The 17,606-nt window shown below is 63.7% G+C and carries 18 protein-coding genes; 10 read left to right on the top strand and 8 right to left on the bottom strand.

The window, feature by feature from the left end:
* Positions 1 to 91 precede the first annotated feature (91 nt).
* The 9 genes from TRIHO_RS06035 (at position 92) to TRIHO_RS05995 (ending at position 8,472) form a co-directional block, all read left to right on the top strand.
* On the top strand, positions 92 to 2,149 hold the full coding sequence (locus TRIHO_RS06035) for a dynamin family protein (protein WP_068241262.1): 2,058 nt from the start codon (positions 92 to 94) through the stop codon (positions 2,147 to 2,149).
* Positions 2,150 to 2,167: 18 nt separating this feature from the next.
* A complete protein-coding gene (locus TRIHO_RS06030; protein WP_068241261.1) occupies positions 2,168 to 3,100 on the top strand; it encodes a dynamin family protein in 933 nt (310 codons plus the stop codon).
* Positions 3,097 to 3,546, top strand: a complete 450-nt coding sequence (locus TRIHO_RS06025) for a hypothetical protein (RefSeq protein WP_068241259.1) — start codon at positions 3,097 to 3,099, stop codon at positions 3,544 to 3,546. The genes TRIHO_RS06030 and TRIHO_RS06025 overlap by 4 nt, the downstream gene beginning before the upstream one ends.
* The gene (locus TRIHO_RS06020) at positions 3,543 to 4,289 is read left to right on the top strand and encodes a hypothetical protein (protein ID WP_068241257.1); all 747 of its coding nucleotides are present in this window, start codon (positions 3,543 to 3,545) and stop codon (positions 4,287 to 4,289) included. The genes TRIHO_RS06025 and TRIHO_RS06020 overlap by 4 nt, the downstream gene beginning before the upstream one ends.
* Before the next feature lie 237 nt (positions 4,290 to 4,526).
* Entirely contained in the window at positions 4,527 to 5,309 is a 783-nt protein-coding gene (locus tag TRIHO_RS06015) for an ABC transporter ATP-binding protein (protein ID WP_068241255.1), read from the top strand.
* A 64-nt stretch (positions 5,310 to 5,373) separates the two neighbouring features.
* Positions 5,374 to 6,144, top strand: a complete 771-nt coding sequence (locus tag TRIHO_RS06010) for a transporter substrate-binding domain-containing protein (protein ID WP_068241254.1) — start codon at positions 5,374 to 5,376, stop codon at positions 6,142 to 6,144.
* Between the two features lie 72 nt (positions 6,145 to 6,216).
* Positions 6,217 to 6,930, top strand: a complete 714-nt coding sequence (locus tag TRIHO_RS06005; protein WP_068241252.1) for an ABC transporter permease — start codon at positions 6,217 to 6,219, stop codon at positions 6,928 to 6,930.
* 12 nt (positions 6,931 to 6,942) lie between these two features.
* Positions 6,943 to 7,635, top strand: a complete 693-nt coding sequence (locus TRIHO_RS06000; RefSeq protein ID WP_068241250.1) for an ABC transporter permease — start codon at positions 6,943 to 6,945, stop codon at positions 7,633 to 7,635.
* 39 nt (positions 7,636 to 7,674) lie between these two features.
* Positions 7,675 to 8,472 (top strand): dimethylarginine dimethylaminohydrolase family protein, encoded by a 798-nt coding sequence (locus tag TRIHO_RS05995; protein WP_068241248.1) that lies wholly within the window; start codon positions 7,675 to 7,677, stop codon positions 8,470 to 8,472.
* 134 nt (positions 8,473 to 8,606) lie between these two features.
* On the opposite strand, the gene TRIHO_RS05990 is transcribed toward TRIHO_RS05995, so the two are convergent.
* A complete protein-coding gene (locus TRIHO_RS05990) occupies positions 8,607 to 10,952 on the bottom strand; it encodes a putative bifunctional diguanylate cyclase/phosphodiesterase (protein ID WP_068241246.1) in 2,346 nt (781 codons plus the stop codon).
* 222 nt (positions 10,953 to 11,174) lie between these two features.
* On the opposite strand from TRIHO_RS05990, the gene TRIHO_RS05985 reads away from it, so the two are divergent.
* Positions 11,175 to 12,173 (top strand): NADPH:quinone reductase, encoded by a 999-nt coding sequence (locus TRIHO_RS05985; RefSeq protein ID WP_068241245.1) that lies wholly within the window; start codon positions 11,175 to 11,177, stop codon positions 12,171 to 12,173.
* Between the two features lie 105 nt (positions 12,174 to 12,278).
* On the opposite strand, the gene TRIHO_RS05980 is transcribed toward TRIHO_RS05985, so the two are convergent.
* The 7 genes from TRIHO_RS05980 to TRIHO_RS05950 are packed head-to-tail and all read right to left on the bottom strand — an operon-like array spanning position 12,279 to position 17,594.
* The gene (locus TRIHO_RS05980; RefSeq protein ID WP_068241243.1) at positions 12,279 to 12,674 is read right to left on the bottom strand and encodes a RidA family protein; all 396 of its coding nucleotides are present in this window, start codon (positions 12,672 to 12,674) and stop codon (positions 12,279 to 12,281) included.
* A complete protein-coding gene (locus tag TRIHO_RS05975) occupies positions 12,671 to 13,075 on the bottom strand; it encodes an acyl-CoA thioesterase (protein WP_068241242.1) in 405 nt (134 codons plus the stop codon). Before TRIHO_RS05975 ends, TRIHO_RS05980 begins: the two co-directional genes overlap by 4 nt.
* Before the next feature lie 3 nt (positions 13,076 to 13,078).
* Positions 13,079 to 13,765, bottom strand: a complete 687-nt coding sequence (locus tag TRIHO_RS05970) for an ABC transporter ATP-binding protein (RefSeq protein ID WP_068241240.1) — start codon at positions 13,763 to 13,765, stop codon at positions 13,079 to 13,081.
* Complete coding sequence (locus TRIHO_RS05965; protein WP_068241238.1) at positions 13,762 to 14,511, bottom strand: ABC transporter ATP-binding protein; 750 nt, start codon at positions 14,509 to 14,511, stop codon at positions 13,762 to 13,764. The genes TRIHO_RS05970 and TRIHO_RS05965 overlap by 4 nt, the downstream gene beginning before the upstream one ends.
* The gene (locus tag TRIHO_RS05960; protein ID WP_068241236.1) at positions 14,504 to 15,487 is read right to left on the bottom strand and encodes a branched-chain amino acid ABC transporter permease; all 984 of its coding nucleotides are present in this window, start codon (positions 15,485 to 15,487) and stop codon (positions 14,504 to 14,506) included. The genes TRIHO_RS05965 and TRIHO_RS05960 overlap by 8 nt, the downstream gene beginning before the upstream one ends.
* Positions 15,484 to 16,404: a branched-chain amino acid ABC transporter permease gene (locus tag TRIHO_RS05955; RefSeq protein WP_068241235.1), complete on the bottom strand. Its 921-nt coding sequence runs from the start codon at positions 16,402 to 16,404 to the stop codon at positions 15,484 to 15,486. Before TRIHO_RS05955 ends, TRIHO_RS05960 begins: the two co-directional genes overlap by 4 nt.
* A gap of 59 nt (positions 16,405 to 16,463) precedes the next feature.
* Complete coding sequence (locus tag TRIHO_RS05950) at positions 16,464 to 17,594, bottom strand: ABC transporter substrate-binding protein (protein ID WP_068241233.1); 1,131 nt, start codon at positions 17,592 to 17,594, stop codon at positions 16,464 to 16,466.
* Positions 17,595 to 17,606: the final 12 nt, after the last annotated feature.

Below are 17,606 nucleotides of genomic sequence, written 5' to 3'. Positions count from 1 at the left end.
CTCCCGCCCTCGCCGCGATTCCGCTGTTCACCCCGCCCCGCTCCGCCGACCGTCACCAAACCAGACCTCCCCGCCAGGACGAAAGACCGAAATGTACATCGAGACAGATATCGATCGCACCACCGATTTGCGCGTCAGCGCCCAGCCCGGCAACCTGGCCGAAGGGCTGGCGCCGCTGCAGGACGTCGCCCGCGACATCGCCCAGGTGCAGGCGGCGCTGGCGCAATTGCAGAGCGACCCGACGGACAAGACCAGCAAGGGACTGGCCCGGCTGGCCGCGGATCTGGAGCAGTTCGAACCTGCGGTGACCTTTCTCGGACAGGTCAAATCCGGCAAGACGACATTGGTCAATGCGCTGGCCGGCTGGTCCGATCTGCTGCCGTCGGACGTGAACCCCTGGACCTCCGTCGTGACCTCGCTGCACCTGTCGCCGGGGCGTGGCCGGGCCGACACCAGCGCGCGGTTTCGGTTCATGACCGAAGAGGAATGGGACCACCTGCTCAGCCGCGGGGGCCGGATGGGGGAAATGGCGGGCCGGGCCGGCGCCGAGGGCGAGATGGCCAAGATCCGGACCCAGGTGGAAACCATGCGCGACCGCGCCAAGGCGCGCCTGGGCCGCAAGTTCGAACTGTTGATGGGGCAGAGCCATGACTACGGGTATTTCGACAAGAACCTGATCGAACGCTATATCTGCCTGGGCGATGACCCGGAGTTCGCCGAAGCGGACGCGGACCATCAGGGCCGGTTTGCGGATGTCACCCGGTCCGCCGATCTTTATCTTGGCAGCCCGGTGCTGCCCTGCAACCTGTGCCTGCGCGACACGCCGGGGGTCAACGACACCTTTCTGATGCGCGAGCAGATCACCCTGCAGGCGCTGCTCGACAGCCGCGTCTGTGTGGTGGTGCTGACCGCGAGCCAGGCGCTCTCCACCGTCGATCTCGGGCTGATCCGCATGCTCAGCAATCTGCAGGCCGACCAGGTGGTGCTGTTTGTCAATCGCATCGACGAGCTGCCCGATCCGGCCAATCAGGTGCCCGAAATCGAGGCAAGCCTGCGCGCCACCCTCAAGGCGCATCACGTGCCGGACGGTGCGGAAATCCTGTTCGGCAGCGCGCTCTGGGCCAATGCGGTTCTGGCGGGCGATCTGGATGCGATGCCGGAGGCCTCGGCGCAGGCGCTCTTTGCCTGGGCAGAGGCGCGCCCGGTGCCCGGCGGCCATGACATCGACCCGCCCGATCTGGTCTGGAGCCTGTCAGGCCTGCCGGCCCTCAACAGCGCCATCGCCCGCCGCGTTGCCGAAACCGAGGCCCGCCCGCTGCTGCGGCGGGTGGCCCGTGACGCGCTGACACTGGCGACGGCGCAACAGGCGGCCGATGGCATTCGCATCCAGCAGGGCACAGGCGCGGCCTTTTCGTCGCTGGAGGACAGTCTGACGCGGTTCGACGCCCTGGCAGCGGAGCATCTGGAGACCTGCGCAGTCGAAATCGACGAAATCCTGCAAAACTTCGGCGAGCGGGTAGACCGCGCGCATGCGACCTTTCTGGATCGCGCCACCCATGCGCTGATTGCGCATCTGGAGGAATGGGGCGATGACAGCCCCTGGCAATATGATCCGACCGGCCTGCGCCTGTTGCTGCGCAGCGCCTGTTCGGTGATGGGAAGCCGCCTGCAGGCGCAGGTCGAAGACCGCTATAGCGCCGCCCTTGGCGATGTGGCGCGCCACCTCTACGATGCCTTTGGCGAGGCGGTCGCGGGCATCCAGATCTCGGTGCCGGAGGCGCCGCCGCTGCCCGCGCCGGTGGCGCTGGCCCAGACCATCGCGCTGGATGTGCGTGACAGCTGGTGGGGCAACTGGTGGCGCCGCGCCCGCGGCTATGCCGCCTTTGCCGATCAGTTCCGCAGCCAGATCAGCGCTGAAACCGACCCCTTCATGACCGCGCTCAAGATTGACCAATCCGCCCAGATCCGCAGCGCGGCGCTGGCGCGCCTGTCACAGGCGCTGGCCCATCACCGCGATATCTTGCTTGAAATCGCCGCCGCGACCACCGGCGGACAGCCCCCCCAGACCTCGCTTCTCTCACCAGGCGAAACCGACCGTCAGGCCACTCAGGCCGCTGCCCTGCACACGCTTCGTGCGCATATCGACTGATACCGGAGACCGCGACCCATGACCGACACAACGCCCAAACCCCGGATCGCCCTGATGGGTGAATTCAGCGCCGGCAAGAGCACGCTGACCAATCTTCTGCTGGGCAGCCGGCCGTTGCCAGTGCGGGTCACCGCCACCCGATTGCCGCCTGTGTGGATCTCTTACGGGGCGGAACGGGCGGAAGTGGTCGCCCCGGATGGCAGCACAGCTGAAATCGCACTGGATGCATTGGACAGCGTGCCGTTGGAGCAGGCGCGCCGGATCAATCTGTTTCTGCCCTGCGAAGCGCTGGAGCTGTGCGACCTGATCGACATGCCGGGGATCTCTGACCCGAATATGCCGGCCGATGTCTGGCAGGCGGTGCTGCCGGAGGTGGACAGTGTGATCTGGTGCACCCCGGCCACGCAGGCCTGGCGGCAGAGCGAGGCCGCCTTCTGGTCGATCCTGGCACCGGAACTGCGCGCACCCGGCGTGCTGCTGGTCACCCATTTTGACAAACTGACCTCGGAACGCGACGGCGCCCGTGTGCTGCGCCGGGTCACGCGCGAGGCGGGCGAGGCCTTTGGCGCGGTGTTCCCGATTGCGCTGCCGTTGGCGCTCTCTGCAGGGGAGGACATGGACGCCTGGAAAACCAGCGGCGCGGATCAGTTCGTCGAACATCTGATTGATCTGCTGCTGCATTGGGAGGATCGCAGCCGCCCGCGCGCCGTCGCCTCCGATCCCGACGCACCTGCGGACGCGCCGCAGGGCCTGGCAGAGCTGAGCCCCGCACCGAACCTGGTCCGCAAACGTCTGCACACGATTGAATGCGCCAGCAGCGAGATCCCCGCCGGGGCAAGCCCGCAGAGCGACGACGCGACGCTCCGCGTCCAGCCCCGTCGCGTGCGGCCGGTGCCACAAGCAAAAAGCCCCCGCCCCCGTCGCGCCCGCCTGGAACGGAACGCGAAATGACGGCGCCTTTTGCTGCCACGGCCGATCGGCTGATCGGGGATCTGACGGCGCTGCGGGCGCGCAGGCCGGACTGCCGCCTTGTCGCCTATTGCGACCTCGACGCCCGGCTGGTGCTGCGCCATGCTGCCCACCCGACCATCCGGCAAGAGGTATTGGACCGGCTCAGCGAAGAAGCGCATCAGGCCTTTGGCCTGAGCCAGAGGGTGAAACGCGCGCTGCCGCCTGAACTGCTGCCCCCGCATGACAGCCATGACGCCCAGGAGACGCCCGAAGGCATCCGGTTGATCGACGATCGCGGGGTGCGCCTGTTCCTGCGGGTTCCGACCGCCCCACAGGATGCGCTGATTTTGCTCTGCCAGACTCCCGACGGTGCAGAGGCCTTGCTGCCAGAGGCAGAGCGGCTGCTGCTGGGGATGCAACTGGGTGCGGGAGCCGGAACCGCATGAGCGAGCCCGCCCGCGACAGGTCAGCATCAGCCAGGGAGACGGGCCTGACCCGGCGGCTCCGACAGCTGGCGGCTGGGGATCTTGTGGCACCACAGGGCACGCTATCGGCGCAGCTGGCGCAGGAAATTGACGAGATCATGCTGCCCCGCATCCTGTCGCTGCTCAGCGATGGGCGGGTGGTGGCGGAATTCCACGTGGTCCAGCGGGCCTTGGTCCATATCGACCGTGCGGGCACAGCGGTGCAGCCGAGACCCGAATGCGCCTTGGATTTCGCCCAGGCGCTTTTGGCGTTGGAGCGGGATCTGGCGCCGGAGACTGAAATCCGCCTGTGCCGACGGCCGGCCCCGGTCCGCTCCAGCGCCACACGCTGTCTGGCGTCGCAATTGCAGCAGGCGCTCGCAACCCTGACGGCAGCAACACCGCAAGACGCGCTGCGCCATGTCGAGCCTCAGGCCCGCGCCATGTGCTTTGTCGCGCGCGGCAACACCAGCGCGCACCACAGCGACCCGACCTCCGCCTTTGTACCGGCGCTTGAGGCGGCACTGGCGGAGGTCGCGGCCCCGGGACCCCGCCCAACGGGCGCGGCAGCGCTGGGGCAGACGGCGCCAACGCTGCTATGTCTGGACCTTTCGCGCGACCTGAGTCTGGTGGTCGCGCGACAGGACGACGGCGATCTCGCCCTCATCCTGCCCCGTCAGGCCACGACCGCATTGCAGCAGGCCTGGTGCCGCGCGCTGTCCTGAAGCGGTTGATCCCGTCGGCTGCCCCGACCGCCCTCACACCGGCCCATCGTGCCCTCTGAAACATGGAAAATGGCGGCCTGCCGCCCCCACCGCGCCCGTTTCGCTGCAGGGGCGGCGCCTGCCCAGCCGACGCGCAAGTTTGTGGCAATAGGGTTGCACATCCGTGCAATAGAGTTGACCTTCGGCCCGCAAACCCCCTAGGCTGTCGCCACTCGCCCCAACGCACGGACCCAGATCATGCCAGACGACCCCGCACCCCAAACGCCCGCGATCGAGGTGCGCGCCCTGCACAAACACTTTGGCAGCGCCCATGTGCTGCGGGGGGTTGGCGTGACAGCGCAGGATGGCGATGTGGTGTCCCTGATCGGGTCGAGCGGCTCTGGCAAGAGCACATTTTTGCGCTGTATCAATATGTTAGAGACGCCGACCAGTGGTCAGATCTTTCTCGGCGGCGAAGAGCTGCGCCTGAAGCCGGGCCGCGATGGCCTGGTGGCGCGGGACCGGCGCCAGCTGGAAGGGTTTCGCGCCCGTCTGGGCATGGTGTTCCAATCCTTCAACCTGTGGCAACATATGACCGTGCTGCAGAATGTGGTCGAAGGGCCTCAGCAGATCCTTGGCCTTAGCCGCGCTGACGCAACGGAACGCGCCGAGGCGCATCTGGCCCGTGTCGGGCTCTGGGACAAGCGCGACGCCTACCCGGCATTTCTATCGGGCGGCCAACAGCAACGGGTGGCAATTGCCCGCGCATTGGCCATGGAGCCACGGGTCATGCTGTTCGACGAGCCCACCTCGGCGCTGGACCCCGAACTGGTGGGCGAAGTGCTGAAGGTGATCCGGGCGCTGGCCGACGAGGGACGAACCATGCTGCTGGTGACCCACGAAATGCGCTTTGCGCGGGATGTCTCCAGCCGGGTGCTCTACCTGCATCAAGGTCAGATCGAGGAAGAAGGCCCGCCAGAGCAGGTCTTTGGCGCGCCGATCAGCGACCGGTGTCGCGCCTTTGTGGCCTCCGTTCACTAGCGCGCTGTCGACGACACGCATCAAAAACAAACCAAGAAACCACGACCCTAGGGAGACTACACAAATGAAAACGCTTACAAAATTCGCCGCCACTGCAACGGCCGCCCTGCTGCTGACCTCTGGCCTGGCAACCGCGGATGTCAAGGTCGGCATCGCCGCCGAACCCTATCCGCCCTTTGCCGAAAAAGCAGCCGACGGCAGCTGGCAGGGCTGGGAAGTCGAGATGATCGGCGCCATCTGCACCGCGATGGAAGAAGAATGCGAAATCGTGCCGATCGCCTGGGACGGCATCATCCCCGCGTTGCTGTCGAAGAAGATGGACATCATCATGGCGTCGATGTCGATCACCGAAGAGCGGATGAAGACCATCAGCTTCTCCGACAAATATTACAACACCCCGGCCGTTCTCGTCGCCCCGAAATCCATGGATCTGAGCGGCGACCCGGCCAGCCTGGATGGCAAATACGTGGGCGTTCAGGTCTCCACCACCCATGCCAACTATGTCGATGCGCATTTCGCCGAGACGGCGGAGGTCAAATCCTACAACACCTTTGACGAGCACAACCAGGATCTGGTTGCGGGCCGGGTCGATGCGGTTGTTGGTGACAGTCTGGCGTTTCAGGATTTCCTCGGCAGCGATGCCGGTCAGGATTTCGAAATCAAGGCCGAGCTGACCGATGTCGCGATCTTTGGCCCCGGCGTCGGTGGCGGGATCCGCAAGGAAGACACCGAGCTGCGCGAAAAGATGAACGCCGCAATTCAGAAAATCCGTGATGACGGAACTTATGACGCGATCTCGGAAAAGTATTTCGACTTCGACATCTACGGCGGCTGATCCCCGCTGAACTGGCCGGGCCGCCCCTTGTGGGCGGTCCGGTATATTTCCTGACGAAAGACCCGACGCCCTATGGACAGTGCCTTTGACCTTCTCGCCCTGAGCCCACCCGGCTGGGGGGGCAACCTGCTGATGGGCCTGTTGCGAACGATCCAGATCGCCGCCGGAGCCTATGCGCTGGGGCTGTGTATCGGGCTGTTCGGGGCCTTGGGCAAATTGCACGGCGGCCCGGCCCTGCGCTGGGGGCTGGAGATCTACACCACCGTCATCCGCGCGGTGCCGGAACTGGTGCTGATCTTGCTGCTCTACTATGCCGGCACCGATCTTTTGAATGTGGTGCGCGAGGCCATCGGCCTGGAGCGCACCGATATCAGCGGACTATGGGCGGGCATTTACGTGATCGGACTGGTGCAGGGCGCCTATTCGACCGAAGTTTTTCGCGGCGCCTTTCAGGCGGTGCCAACCGGGCAGATCGAAGCAGCGCGGGCCATGGGGTTGCCGCGGCGCAAGGTTCTGGCCCGGATCACCCTGCCGATCATGTTACCCTATGCGCTGCCGGGCCTGTCCAACCTCTGGCTGATCACCACCAAGGATACCGCCCTGCTGGCGGTTGTGGGCTTTAGCGAGCTGGCCTTGGAAACGAAACAGGCCGCAGGCGCGACACGGGAGTATTTCATGTTCTACATGGCTGCCGGGGCGCTCTATCTGGTGCTGACGCTTGTCTCCACCCTTGGCTTCAGCCTGCTGGAGCGCCGCATGCGGCGCGGCCAGCCGCAGCAGACATAAGGCGGGCGAACAATGGAATGGTATTGGCTCGCGGATTATGCCCCGAAGTTTCTGGAGGGTCTCTGGATCACCTTGCAGTTGCTGGGCTTGTCGATCTTCTTTGGCATGATGCTGGCGATCCCGATCGGGCTGGTGCAGGTCACCGGGCCCTGGCCGCTGGCCTGGGCGGCGCGGGCTTTTTGCACCGTGATCCGGGGCACACCGTTGCTGATCCAGCTGTGGCTGGTGTACTACGGGCTTGGTTCGCTGTTTCCGTTTATCCCCGGCATTCGCGAGACCATGATCTGGCCGCTCCTGCGCGAGGCGTTCCCTTATGCGGTCTTTGCCTTTTCGCTCAGCGTGGCCGGCTACGAGGGTGAAATCATGCGCGGCGCGTTTCGCGGCGTGCCACGGGGCGAGCTGGAAGCCGCGCGGGCCATGGGTATGTCCCCGTTCAAGGTGCTGCGGCGGGTCTGGTTGCCCCGGGCGCTGCAGAATGTGTTTCCAACCCTCGCCGGGGAATTCATCCTGACGCTCAAGGCCACGCCGCTGGCGGCGACCATCACGGTGTTTGAGGTCTATAGCGTCGGCAGCATCGTGCGCCAGGAAACCTATCGCATTTACGAACCGCTCCTGTTCGTTGCGCTCATTTATCTTTGCCTCACCTTCCTGCTGGTGATCGCCTTCCGCCTGATGGAACGCCGCCTGCCACGCCGTGCGGCGTGATCCCTCTCAAACGCCCCTATCAGTTAAGGACCAAAGCTCATGACGGACCGATCCTTCCGTTTCACCCATGCGATTTCGCGGCGCCCCAGCGCCAGCATCACCGATGGCCTGCGCGCCGTCGACGTCGGCACACCGGACCTGTCCCTGTTTGAACGCCATCATGCCGACTATGTGGCGGCCCTGCGGGAGACCGGCGCAGAGGTTGTGCTGCTGGACCCGCTCGAAGCCTACCCGGATGCGGTGTTTGTCGAGGATACCGCCCTGTGTCTGCCAGAAGGCGCGATCATCATGCGTCCCGGCGCGCCCAGCCGGCTGGGAGAGGCGGCAGAGATGGCGCCGCATCTGCGCCAGCTCTATCGCGAGGTCCGCGAGATTTCCGGTGCCGACGCCTATATCGAAGGCGGTGACATCCTGACCACAGAACGCGAAATCCTCGTCGGTCGCTCGGCGCGCACAAACGCGGCCGGTATTGCCGAACTGCAATCCCTGGTGGCCGACTGGGGCTATCAGCTGCGTGAGGTGATCACACCGGAAGGCGTGCTGCATTTCAAAACGGACTGTTCGCTTCTGGACGGGCAAACCGTGTTGGCAACCGAGCGCCTGGCGGCGTCGGGATGTTTTGACGGCTACGCGGTGATCCATACCGCACCGGGCGAAGAGGCCGCTGCCAATACCATCCGGTTCAATGACCTTGTGCTGATGCCGGCCGGCTTCCCACAGACCCGCGACCGTCTGGTCCAGGCAGGTTACGCCGTGCGCGAGATCGGCAATTCCGAGGCGGCGAAACTGGATGGCGGCATGTCCTGCCTGTCGCTCCGCTTCTCCCCGGGGGCCTGATCGCACGCCCTGTTTTTCACCATTTCCGGACGTTTCGGCGCCTGTGCCGAAACGTCCGCATGGGCTGAGACGTGGGATTTATCCTGTGATTTTCCCTGGGCCCGCCGCTGGGACAGCTGCGCGCAAAGCTGGTATCAGATCGCGCTGCGATCCTGATCGACACCGAGGAGGTTCAGTTTCAGGTTGGCATAGCTCTGCGGTTTGGAGAAATAGAACCCCTGCAAGATGTCGCAACCGATCTTGCGCAAGAGTTTGGCCTTGTCGAAAGAATCGACCCCCTCCGCAATGATCTTCACCTCCAGGGTCTGGGCCAGATCGACGACCGAGGCGACCATACGCTCCGCCCGTTCGCTTTCGCCAAGGGGGAAGATGATGTTGCGGTCGATCTTGATGGCATCGGGGGCGATGTTGAGAACACCGTTGATCGAGGCATGGCCCGAGCCGAAATCATCGACATCAATCAAGAACCCCATGTCCTTGAGCGCATCAATGCAGAAAATCAGCGCATCGCCCTCTTCCTCGCAGGAAATCGATTCGAGGATTTCAAAGGCAAAGCGCTCGCGGTTTTCCGGGATGCGCGCCTGCACCGTTTCAAGGAACCCCGGTTCCATGATCCGCGGCGCGCTGACGTTAAAGGCGACCCGGGGAACAAAAATCGAGCGTTCGGTCAGGTCTTTCATCTGTTGAACGGCGGTTTCAAAGATACGTCCGTCCAGCTCCGCCTCTAGCCCGAGCTGTTTGGCGAGCCCCAGAAACTTGAACGGCGGCAAGACACCCAATTCGGGATGTTCCCAACGCGCCAGCACCTCCACCCCGGCAAGCTCCCAGCTGCGGGCGTCGTGTTGGGTGTGGTAATAGGGCACGATCTCGCCGACCTCGATCGCATGCTGCAACCGATCGGCCAGCGCCCGTTCGGCCAGCGCCTCTTGCCGCATCTCCGAGGTGAAAACCTCGACCGTGGCGCGACCAGAGGCCTTGGCCCGGTACAGCGCCGCATCTGCATTGCTCAGCAATTCACTGCTGTCAATCGTCCCCGGCTCACCGCTGGCGACGCCAAAGCTGGCCCCGAAGTTGCAGCGTTTGTTGCCCCAGGCAATCGGTTCGAGCACCGCCTTCAGAACCCGGTTGGCAAGCGCCTCGCCGTCCTGGAGGCTGGTGCCGGTCTGGCAAAGGACAACAAATTCATCCCCCCCGACCCGTGCAGGCAAATCGCCGTCCTTGGTATGTTGCCGCAGCACATCGGCGACATGGCAAAGGACAAAATCGCCCGCCTCGTGGCCCAGAATGTCATTGATCTTCTTGAACCGGTCCAGGTCGATGCGCACCAGGGTTACGGTTTCCGAATTGAGACGCCGGGTCAGTTCCCGGTCCAGATGCCGCCGGTTTGGCAATTTGGTCAGCGGGTCTCGCAGGGACTGCAATTCGACGCGGTCCTTCGCCTCTTTCAGCGCCTCCGCGGTCTGGCGCTGCTCGCGCTCGCCGCGCACCAGGGATGTGATGTCGGAACGGGTGACAACCTTGTCGCCGTAATCGGTTTGGTTGACCCGTGAGATGATATGGCGATCATCGGAGAGTTCGATCTGCGTTTCGAGGCGGAAATCGCTTTTTTCGACCCGCAGGCGATAGGCCTCGACGTAGTCGTCCGGTGTCTGGCCTTCCTCTAACGCATAATGCCCTGCGGCAACCGCACTGATCAGGATTTCACCAAGCGACATGCCGGGTTTCACCGCGTCCGGGTCGGTATGGCTGAGCGCGCGGTAGCGTTCGTTGGACGTCACCAGGCGGTTCTGCTCGTCGAAGATCGCAAACCCATCCGTCGCCGCCCCCATAGCGGCCCCGAACCGTTGTGACATTCTGTTGATCTGCAACGTTTTCTTGTTCAGCATCCGCCAGGAGCGGATCAGTTGTCGGGACAGGAACAGAAACACCAGAGCCAGGCCACAACTTGCAATCGCGGTGCCGCTTCGCACGACCCAGACCAGACGATCCTCAATCCCATCGAGGAGCGGGCGGAAGTCCAGGCTGAGGTTCTGTAGACGGCTCACCGAGGCCCGGAGTTGCAGGTTGCGGGAAAATGGGCTGCCCTCACCGACCATGTGAAGGGTGCTTTCGTCCAGCATCGGCTCCAGAATCTGCAACGACAGATGGGTTTCATCAATCGCCTGTGCACAGATTTCCAAGGCCGGCGCGGCCCCCAGCATCAGAAAGGCCTTACGCTCCATTCCCGACAGGTTTTCGAGGCACCAATGCGCCTGCTCATCCGCGATTTGCAGCAAGCCCTTGAGGTCTTGCGCCGCGGCCGGGCGGATGACCGGGTTCTGGCTCAATGTTTCGAGCAATTGGTGGGTGGTGCTGAGGTGCACCATGTTCCGGCTGCGATATTCACCTGCATGCGTGAGGTAGCGATACCCCAAAAAGGAGATCCCGGTCGAAACCACAAGAATCAATGCAAAGAGCGCCAGCGTGTGTCCTAGCCGCATGAATGGGCCTCCCGGACCAAAAACATTACCCACATCTGGAAAACAGTAGGGAAGCTTGATTGCGTAAAACCTAACTCGGCCCGGCGATCTTGTCTTATAGTTAACAAGACGCCTCTTCCTGCCGGATGTCTCGGGGCTGGGGGTCATCTGCTTGCGTTTTGGCCGGATTTGGGGGCTCATGCGCGGATCGGAAAACACCGAATGGAATGAGTAGGAGCGAGCATGAAAGCGGTATTGAACACAGCGCGCGGGGCGGCGCGCGAAACGCTGATCCTGAAGGAGGTGGCGACGCCCACACCGGGGCCGGGCGAGGTGCTGGTCGCAATCCGTGCCATTGGAATAAACCCGTCGGACGTCAAGCTGCGCTCTGGTGCGCAGGGACCGATGATCGCCGAAGAGGTGCTGGTGCACAACGACGGCGCCGGCGTGATCGAGGCCGTCGGCGAGGGCGTCGGCCCGGCGCGCGTCGGCCAGCGGGTCTGGCTATATAACGTGAACCGGTCCAACGATGGCCTCGGCCAGGGACCGCTTGGGACTGCTGCGCAATATGCGATCATCCCGGCCCATCTGGCCATCGAACTGCCCGAGCCGGCCAGTTTCGAAGCGGGCGCCTGCCTCGGCGTGCCTGCGATGACGGCCCATCGCGCCCTGATGTTTGCCGGTCCGGTCACCGGAAAAACGGTGCTTGTCACCGGCGGCGCCGGCGCGGTCGGCCATAGCGCGATCCAGATCGCCAAGGCCAAGGGCGCGCGCGTCGTCGCAACCGTCAGCAGCGATGCCAAGGCAGAGATCGCCCGTGATGCCGGGGCTGACGATGTGCTGAACTACAAGTCCGCGCCGCTGGGAGAGCAATTGCTGGCCCTGGTGGGCATGGGCGGGATCGACCATGTCGTTGATGTCGATATTGCAGCCCATATGGAGCTCTATCCGCAGATCCTGACACTGAACGGTGCCGTCGGGGCCTATGCGTCGGCCTCGAACCTGACCCCGGCGCTGCCCTTCTATCCATTGGCTTTCCGCAACATCCATGTGCAGCCCGTTTTTGTCTACTCCATGAGCGACGCAGCCAAGGCGGAGGCGATTGCGGACATCAACGCCCTGCTCGCCGCCGGGCAGTTGACGCCGCGCATCGACCGGCATTTTGCCTTGGAAGACATTGTCGTCGCCCATGAAACAGTGGAGGCCGGCAGCCTGACCGGCAACGCGGTGCTGACCACCTGAGCCCCTTTAGCATCTGCCCCTATGTCGAACGGAAAAGGGCCCCGCGAAGGGGCCCTTTTTGCCATCAGACGACCGGCCCGCGCCAGGCTGCGCGACCTGCGCGCCTCAGGTGATATGCGCGGTTGCCTCAATCTCCAGCAGGGCGCGGTCTTCGACCAGACCGGCCACGATCAGCATCGACATTGCCGGGAAATGCTTGCCAAAGACTTCGCGGTAGGCGGCCCCGACCTCGGCCTGATGCGCCAGGTAGTCCTGTTTGTCGATCACGAACCAGGTCAGTCGCGTCACGTCCGAAGGCTTGCCCCCGGCCGCCTCGACGATGGCGACGATATTGCGGAGCGCCTGACGCATCTGGCCGATGAAATCATCCGACACAAAGGTCTTGGTCTCGTCCCAGCCGATCTGGCCGCCGATATGCAACACACCGTCCTGAGTCAGCATGCCATTGGCATAGCCCTTGGCCGGGGCCCAGCCTTCGGGGTGAATGGTCTTATGGGTCATAGCTGCCCTTTCATTTCGAATTCAATCTTGGTCTTTGCAGGGGCCGGCCAGGGTGTTGGCCGCCCATCGGTGTTCACATAGACAAGCGTCGCCTCGGTCCGAAACCGCAGGCCGCCGTCGCAGGTCGCCGTCATCTCATAGGTCAACGACGTTGTCCCCAGTTTCAAAACCCGCAGGCCAAGCGTCAGCTGGTCACCGTGAAAGCTGGGCGCGGCAAAGCGGGTGGCGATATTCGCGGTCGGCACGCCGCCGCTGTAGTGGATTTCCTCAAAGGGCCATTCCAGCCGGTCGGCGAACCAGGCCTCGACACAGTCGTTCATCATCTCGAAGTAGCGGGGGTAAAAGACAATCCCCGCCGGATCGCAATGTTTGAACAGCACCTTCTGGGGCATCTCGAACATGGCTCAGACCCCCACGTAGCGTTCGGTCACATCCGGCGTCAGCGCCGCCATGGCGCCGCTCCAGACGGTTCGCCCACGTTCCAGCACCACTGCGCGGTCACTGACCTGCGCCAGTTCCGCCAGCGTCTTGTCAATCACCAGAATGGCCATGTCGGTGTCCGCTTTCAGACGGGTGATGGCTGCCCAGATCTCTTGCCGGATAATCGGCGCGAGCCCTTCTGTCGCCTCGTCCAGGATCAGCAGACGCGGGTTGGTCATCAGGGCCCGACCAATGGCGAGCATCTGCTGTTCGCCCCCCGACAAGGACGCGGCGAGCTGGCTGTGCCGTTCGCCCAGACGCGGGAAAAGGGTTGTGACCTTTGTCATGTCCCAAGCGCCGGGACGGCTGGTGGCAAGCAGGTTTTCCGCCACCGTCAGGTCGCGAAAACACCGCCGCCCTTCGGGCACCAGCCCGAGGCCGAGACGCGCCGCCTTGTGACTGGGCAGCGCATGCAGGTCTTGGCCGTCAAAGCGCAGTTCGCCCTGTGCCGAGATCATCCGGCAGATCGCCTTGACCGTGGTGGATTTGCCCATGCCGTTGCGCCCCATCAGGGCCACGACTTCACCCGCGGCAATGTCCAGATCGACCCCGAACAGGGCCTGGCTGACACCATAAGAGGCGGTGAGCCCTTTGACCGTCAGCAAGCTCATGCGCTTTCTCCCAGATAGGCGTCGCGGACGCGGGGGTCGGTGCGGATCTGATCGACGCTGCCGGTGGCGATGACCTCGCCGTAAACCAGCACGCTGATCCGATCGGCCAGGGCAAAAACCGCGTCCATATCGTGTTCGACCAGCAGGATCGGCGCCTGCTGACGCAGCTGGTCCAGAAAACCGGTCAGATCCTTCGACCCGGCCGCCCCCAGTCCGGCCATGGGTTCATCCATCACAAAGGCCTTGGGTTCCAGGGTCAAGGCCACCGCGACCTCCAGCTGGCGCCGCTGGCCGTGGCTGAGGTCGGCACAGCGTTTGGCGCGCGCCTCTGCCAGCCCGACCCGTTCCAATGCCGCCTCGGCCCGGTGCCTCAGGTCTTTGTCTCCCAGGGCCGACGCCCAGAACCGCCAGGGCCGTCCCCTCGCGCCAAGTGCGCCGAGAACGGCGTTTTCCAGAACGGTATCCTCCATCGCCAGAGCCGAAATCTGGAAGGTCCGGCCAAGCCCGGCGCGCGCGCGCTGGTCGGTGCTGAGGGCGGTGATATCCTTCCCCAACAGCTCGACCCGGCCCGCATCGGGTTTCAGGGCACCACAGATCTGGGCGATCAGCGTCGACTTGCCCGCCCCGTTGGGACCGATGATGGCGTGAATTTCACCGGGTCTGAGATCAATCGAGATGTCCTTGCTGGCCTGCAGAGCCCCGAAGGATTTGCAGATGCCAATGGTGCGCAAAACCGTATCAGTCATGGCTTGCCTCCCGTCCTGCGATCAACCCCGTGATACCGCCGCGTGCAAACAGCACCACACCCAGCAGGATCAACCCGAGGTAGATGTGCCAGAACTCGGTCAGCCCGCCGAGGACATGTTCCAGCGCGACAAATGTCACCGCCCCGGCCACCGGACCGAACAGCCGCCCAACCCCGCCGAGGATCACCAGGACCATGATCTCGCCCGAGAACTGCCAGCTGAACATGGTCGGACTGACAAAGCGGTTGAGATCCGCAAAGAGCGCACCGGCAAGGCCGGTTATTGCCCCGGAGATCACAAACGCCACCAGCTTCAGCCGCATCGGATCAAGGCCCACCGCCTCCAGCCGCGCGGGCACTTGGCGCGCCGCGTTGAGCGACAGACCGAAGGGCGCGCGCCGCAGACGCGCAGAGAAAACAAGCACCACGACCAGCAGCGCCAGACACAGGCCGTAGAACTGGATCGGAGCGAGCGTGTTGAGGCCCGGAAAGTCATTGCGGACGTAGATCGACATGCCGTCCTCGCCGCCGTAGGCGCTCCACGAGATGGCGAAATAGTAAAACATCTGACCAAAGGCGAGCGTGATCATGATGAAATAGGCCCCGGTGGTGCGCAGCGACAGCAGGCCGATCACCAGCGCCGCAAGGGCAGAGACGACAATGGCAAGCAGCCAGATCACCGGCATGGATTTGGTGCCCTCAATCACAAAGGGCCATTCCATCAGCGGGGTAAAGCCCTGGGCGTGGTGGGCGAGGATGCCCATGGCATAGCCACCGATCCCGAAAAAGACCGCATGACCAAGGCTGACAAGCCCGCCGATGCCCAGCGCAATATTCAGCCCCGCTGCCGCAAGGGCAAGGATCACCGCGCGGGTGGCGAGGGTGATGGTAAAGGGCTCGTCCGTCAGCAATGCCCAGATCGGCACCAGAAGAAGGCCCAGCAGCAGGGCCGCGTTGAACAGTGTTTCCCGGCTCATGCGCGTGCTCCGAACAGACCAGATGGCCGCCAGATCAGAACCAGGCTCATCAGGATATAGATCGACATGGAGGCGATGGCGGATCCGGCAGAAGTGGCAGGTGCGGCGTCCATGAAGAGTTTCAGCAGTTCCGGCAGGAAGATCCCCACCAGCGTATCGGTGAGGCCCACCAGCAAGGCCCCGATGAAGGCCCCCTTGATCGAGCCGATCCCGCCGATCACGATCACCACAAAGGCCAGGATCAGCACCGGTTCGCCCATGCCCACCTGCACCGACTGGATCGCGCCGACAAGCGCGCCCGCCAGCCCGGCAAGCGCCGCACCAAGGGCAAAGACCAGCGTATAGAGTTTTGAGATATCCACGCCCAGCGCCGCGATCATTTCGCGGTCGTTCTCGCCCGCGCGGATCTGGATGCCAAGGCGGGTGCGTTCGATCAGAACCCAAAGTCCCACCCCGACCAGCAGTCCCGCAACGATCAGCGCCAGCCGGTAAAGCGGGTATTCGATGCCACCGGGCAAGGTCACCGGCCCGGACAGCGCATCCGGAATATCCAGGAACAAGGGAAACGAGCCAAAGACCCAGCGCGTGCCTTCGGAAAAAATCAGGATCAGCGCAAAAGTCGCCAGAACCTGATCCAGGTGATCGCTGTCGTATAGTCGGCGGATCACCAGAATCTCGATCACGGCCCCTGCGAGGGCGGCGGCGACAAGCGCGGCCATCAGCGCCAGCACGAAGGAGCCGGTCAGCCCCGCCACCGCAGCCGCGGCAAAGGCTCCGACCATATAGAGCGATCCATGGGCCAGATTGATCAGCCCCATGACACCGAAGATCAGCGTCAGACCTGCGGCCATCAAAAAGAGCATGACGCCGGACTGCAGCCCGTTCAGCATCTGCTCGATGATAAGTATCGTGGACATTTGCGTCTTCTTTCAACGGTGACCCGGCCCGCGTCACCTGCGGGCCGGGCACGCTTCACTTACATCTTGCAGTCGTCCACATAGGCGTTTGCATGATTTTCCAGGGCGGTGCCAACGATCTTGTTGGTGTAGATATCGCCTTCTTTGATGACCTCACGCACATAGACGTTCTGGATCGGATGATTGTTCGCCGCAAAGGAGAACGCGCCGCGGACAGATGCGAAATCCGCCGCCTTGAGCGCCTCGGCAAAGGCCGCATCGTCATTCACATCCGCCTTGTCGATCGCCGACAGCAGCAGGTTGGCGGTGTCATACCCCTGGGCCGCATAGATCGACGGCAGGCGGTCGTATTTCTGCTGGAAGTCCGCGACAAAGGTCGCGTTGGCCGCGTTGTCCAGATCCTTGGACCAGGTCGAGGAGTTCTTCACCCCCAGCGCGGCCTCGCCCACCGCTTGCAGGATGCCCTGATCAAAGCTGAAGGCAGGACCGACGACAGGCAGGTCCACGCCGCTGTCCGCGTATTGTTTCAGGAAGGAAATCCCCATGCCGCCGGGCAGGAAGAAAAAGACGCTGTCGGCGCCAGAGGCCCGGATCTGCGCGATTTCGGCGGCATAGTCGGTCTGGCCCAGCTTGGTGTAGACCTCGCCTGCCAGCTCGCCGCCATAGTAGCGTTTGAAGCCGGTCAGGCTGTCATGGCCTGCAGGATAGTTCGGCGCCAGGATAAAGGTGTTCTTGAACCCTTCGTTGGCGGCATAGGCGCCTGCCCCCTCGTGCAGGTTGTCATTCTGGTAGGAGACGGCGAAGTAATTGGCATTGCAGCCTTTGCCCGCCAGCTGTGCGGGGGCCGCATTGGTCGAGAGGTAGAACAGCCCCTGTGCGGTCGCCGCCGGGACAACCGCCATGGCGAGGTTCGACCAGACGATCCCGGTCAGAACATCGACCTTTTCCGACTGGATCATCTTGTCCGCCAGCTGCACGGCGATGTCGGGTTTGCGTTGATCGTCTTCGATCACTACCTCGACGTCATCGCGGCCCGCGGCCTCGATCGCCAGCATGAACCCGTCGCGGGTGTCGATGCCGAGGCTGGCCCCGCCGCCCGAAAGCGTAGTGATCATCCCGACTTTGACATCCGCCAGTGCACCGCTTGTCGCCAGTGCCGCGGCCGCTGTGGCCAACATTAGTTTTTTCATGATCAGACTCCC

It is taken from the genome of Tritonibacter horizontis, from assembly GCF_001518015.1.
Lineage (GTDB): Bacteria > Pseudomonadota > Alphaproteobacteria > Rhodobacterales > Rhodobacteraceae > Epibacterium > Epibacterium horizontis.
Note: the sequence above shows the minus strand (reverse complement) of the source record. Positions and strands in the feature narration are given on the sequence as shown.

Excerpts from the sequence above, each read along its gene's own strand:
- TRIHO_RS06035 (WP_068241262.1), top strand. The coding sequence starts at position 92 with ATGTACATCGAGACAGATATCGATCGCACCACCGATTTGCGCGTCAGC.
- TRIHO_RS06030 (WP_068241261.1), top strand. The coding sequence starts at position 2,168 with ATGACCGACACAACGCCCAAACCCCGGATCGCCCTGATGGGTGAATTC.
- TRIHO_RS06025 (WP_068241259.1), top strand. The coding sequence starts at position 3,097 with ATGACGGCGCCTTTTGCTGCCACGGCCGATCGGCTGATCGGGGATCTG.
- TRIHO_RS06020 (WP_068241257.1), top strand. The coding sequence starts at position 3,543 with ATGAGCGAGCCCGCCCGCGACAGGTCAGCATCAGCCAGGGAGACGGGC.
- TRIHO_RS06015 (WP_068241255.1), top strand. The coding sequence starts at position 4,527 with ATGCCAGACGACCCCGCACCCCAAACGCCCGCGATCGAGGTGCGCGCC.
- TRIHO_RS06010 (WP_068241254.1), top strand. The coding sequence starts at position 5,374 with ATGAAAACGCTTACAAAATTCGCCGCCACTGCAACGGCCGCCCTGCTG.
- TRIHO_RS06005 (WP_068241252.1), top strand. The coding sequence starts at position 6,217 with ATGGACAGTGCCTTTGACCTTCTCGCCCTGAGCCCACCCGGCTGGGGG.
- TRIHO_RS06000 (WP_068241250.1), top strand. The coding sequence starts at position 6,943 with ATGGAATGGTATTGGCTCGCGGATTATGCCCCGAAGTTTCTGGAGGGT.
- TRIHO_RS05995 (WP_068241248.1), top strand. The coding sequence starts at position 7,675 with ATGACGGACCGATCCTTCCGTTTCACCCATGCGATTTCGCGGCGCCCC.
- TRIHO_RS05990 (WP_068241246.1), bottom strand. The coding sequence starts at position 10,952 with ATGCGGCTAGGACACACGCTGGCGCTCTTTGCATTGATTCTTGTGGTT.
- TRIHO_RS05985 (WP_068241245.1), top strand. The coding sequence starts at position 11,175 with ATGAAAGCGGTATTGAACACAGCGCGCGGGGCGGCGCGCGAAACGCTG.
- TRIHO_RS05980 (WP_068241243.1), bottom strand. The coding sequence starts at position 12,674 with ATGACCCATAAGACCATTCACCCCGAAGGCTGGGCCCCGGCCAAGGGC.
- TRIHO_RS05975 (WP_068241242.1), bottom strand. The coding sequence starts at position 13,075 with ATGTTCGAGATGCCCCAGAAGGTGCTGTTCAAACATTGCGATCCGGCG.
- TRIHO_RS05970 (WP_068241240.1), bottom strand. The coding sequence starts at position 13,765 with ATGAGCTTGCTGACGGTCAAAGGGCTCACCGCCTCTTATGGTGTCAGC.
- TRIHO_RS05965 (WP_068241238.1), bottom strand. The coding sequence starts at position 14,511 with ATGACTGATACGGTTTTGCGCACCATTGGCATCTGCAAATCCTTCGGG.
- TRIHO_RS05960 (WP_068241236.1), bottom strand. The coding sequence starts at position 15,487 with ATGAGCCGGGAAACACTGTTCAACGCGGCCCTGCTGCTGGGCCTTCTT.
- TRIHO_RS05955 (WP_068241235.1), bottom strand. The coding sequence starts at position 16,404 with ATGTCCACGATACTTATCATCGAGCAGATGCTGAACGGGCTGCAGTCC.
- TRIHO_RS05950 (WP_068241233.1), bottom strand. The coding sequence starts at position 17,594 with ATGAAAAAACTAATGTTGGCCACAGCGGCCGCGGCACTGGCGACAAGC.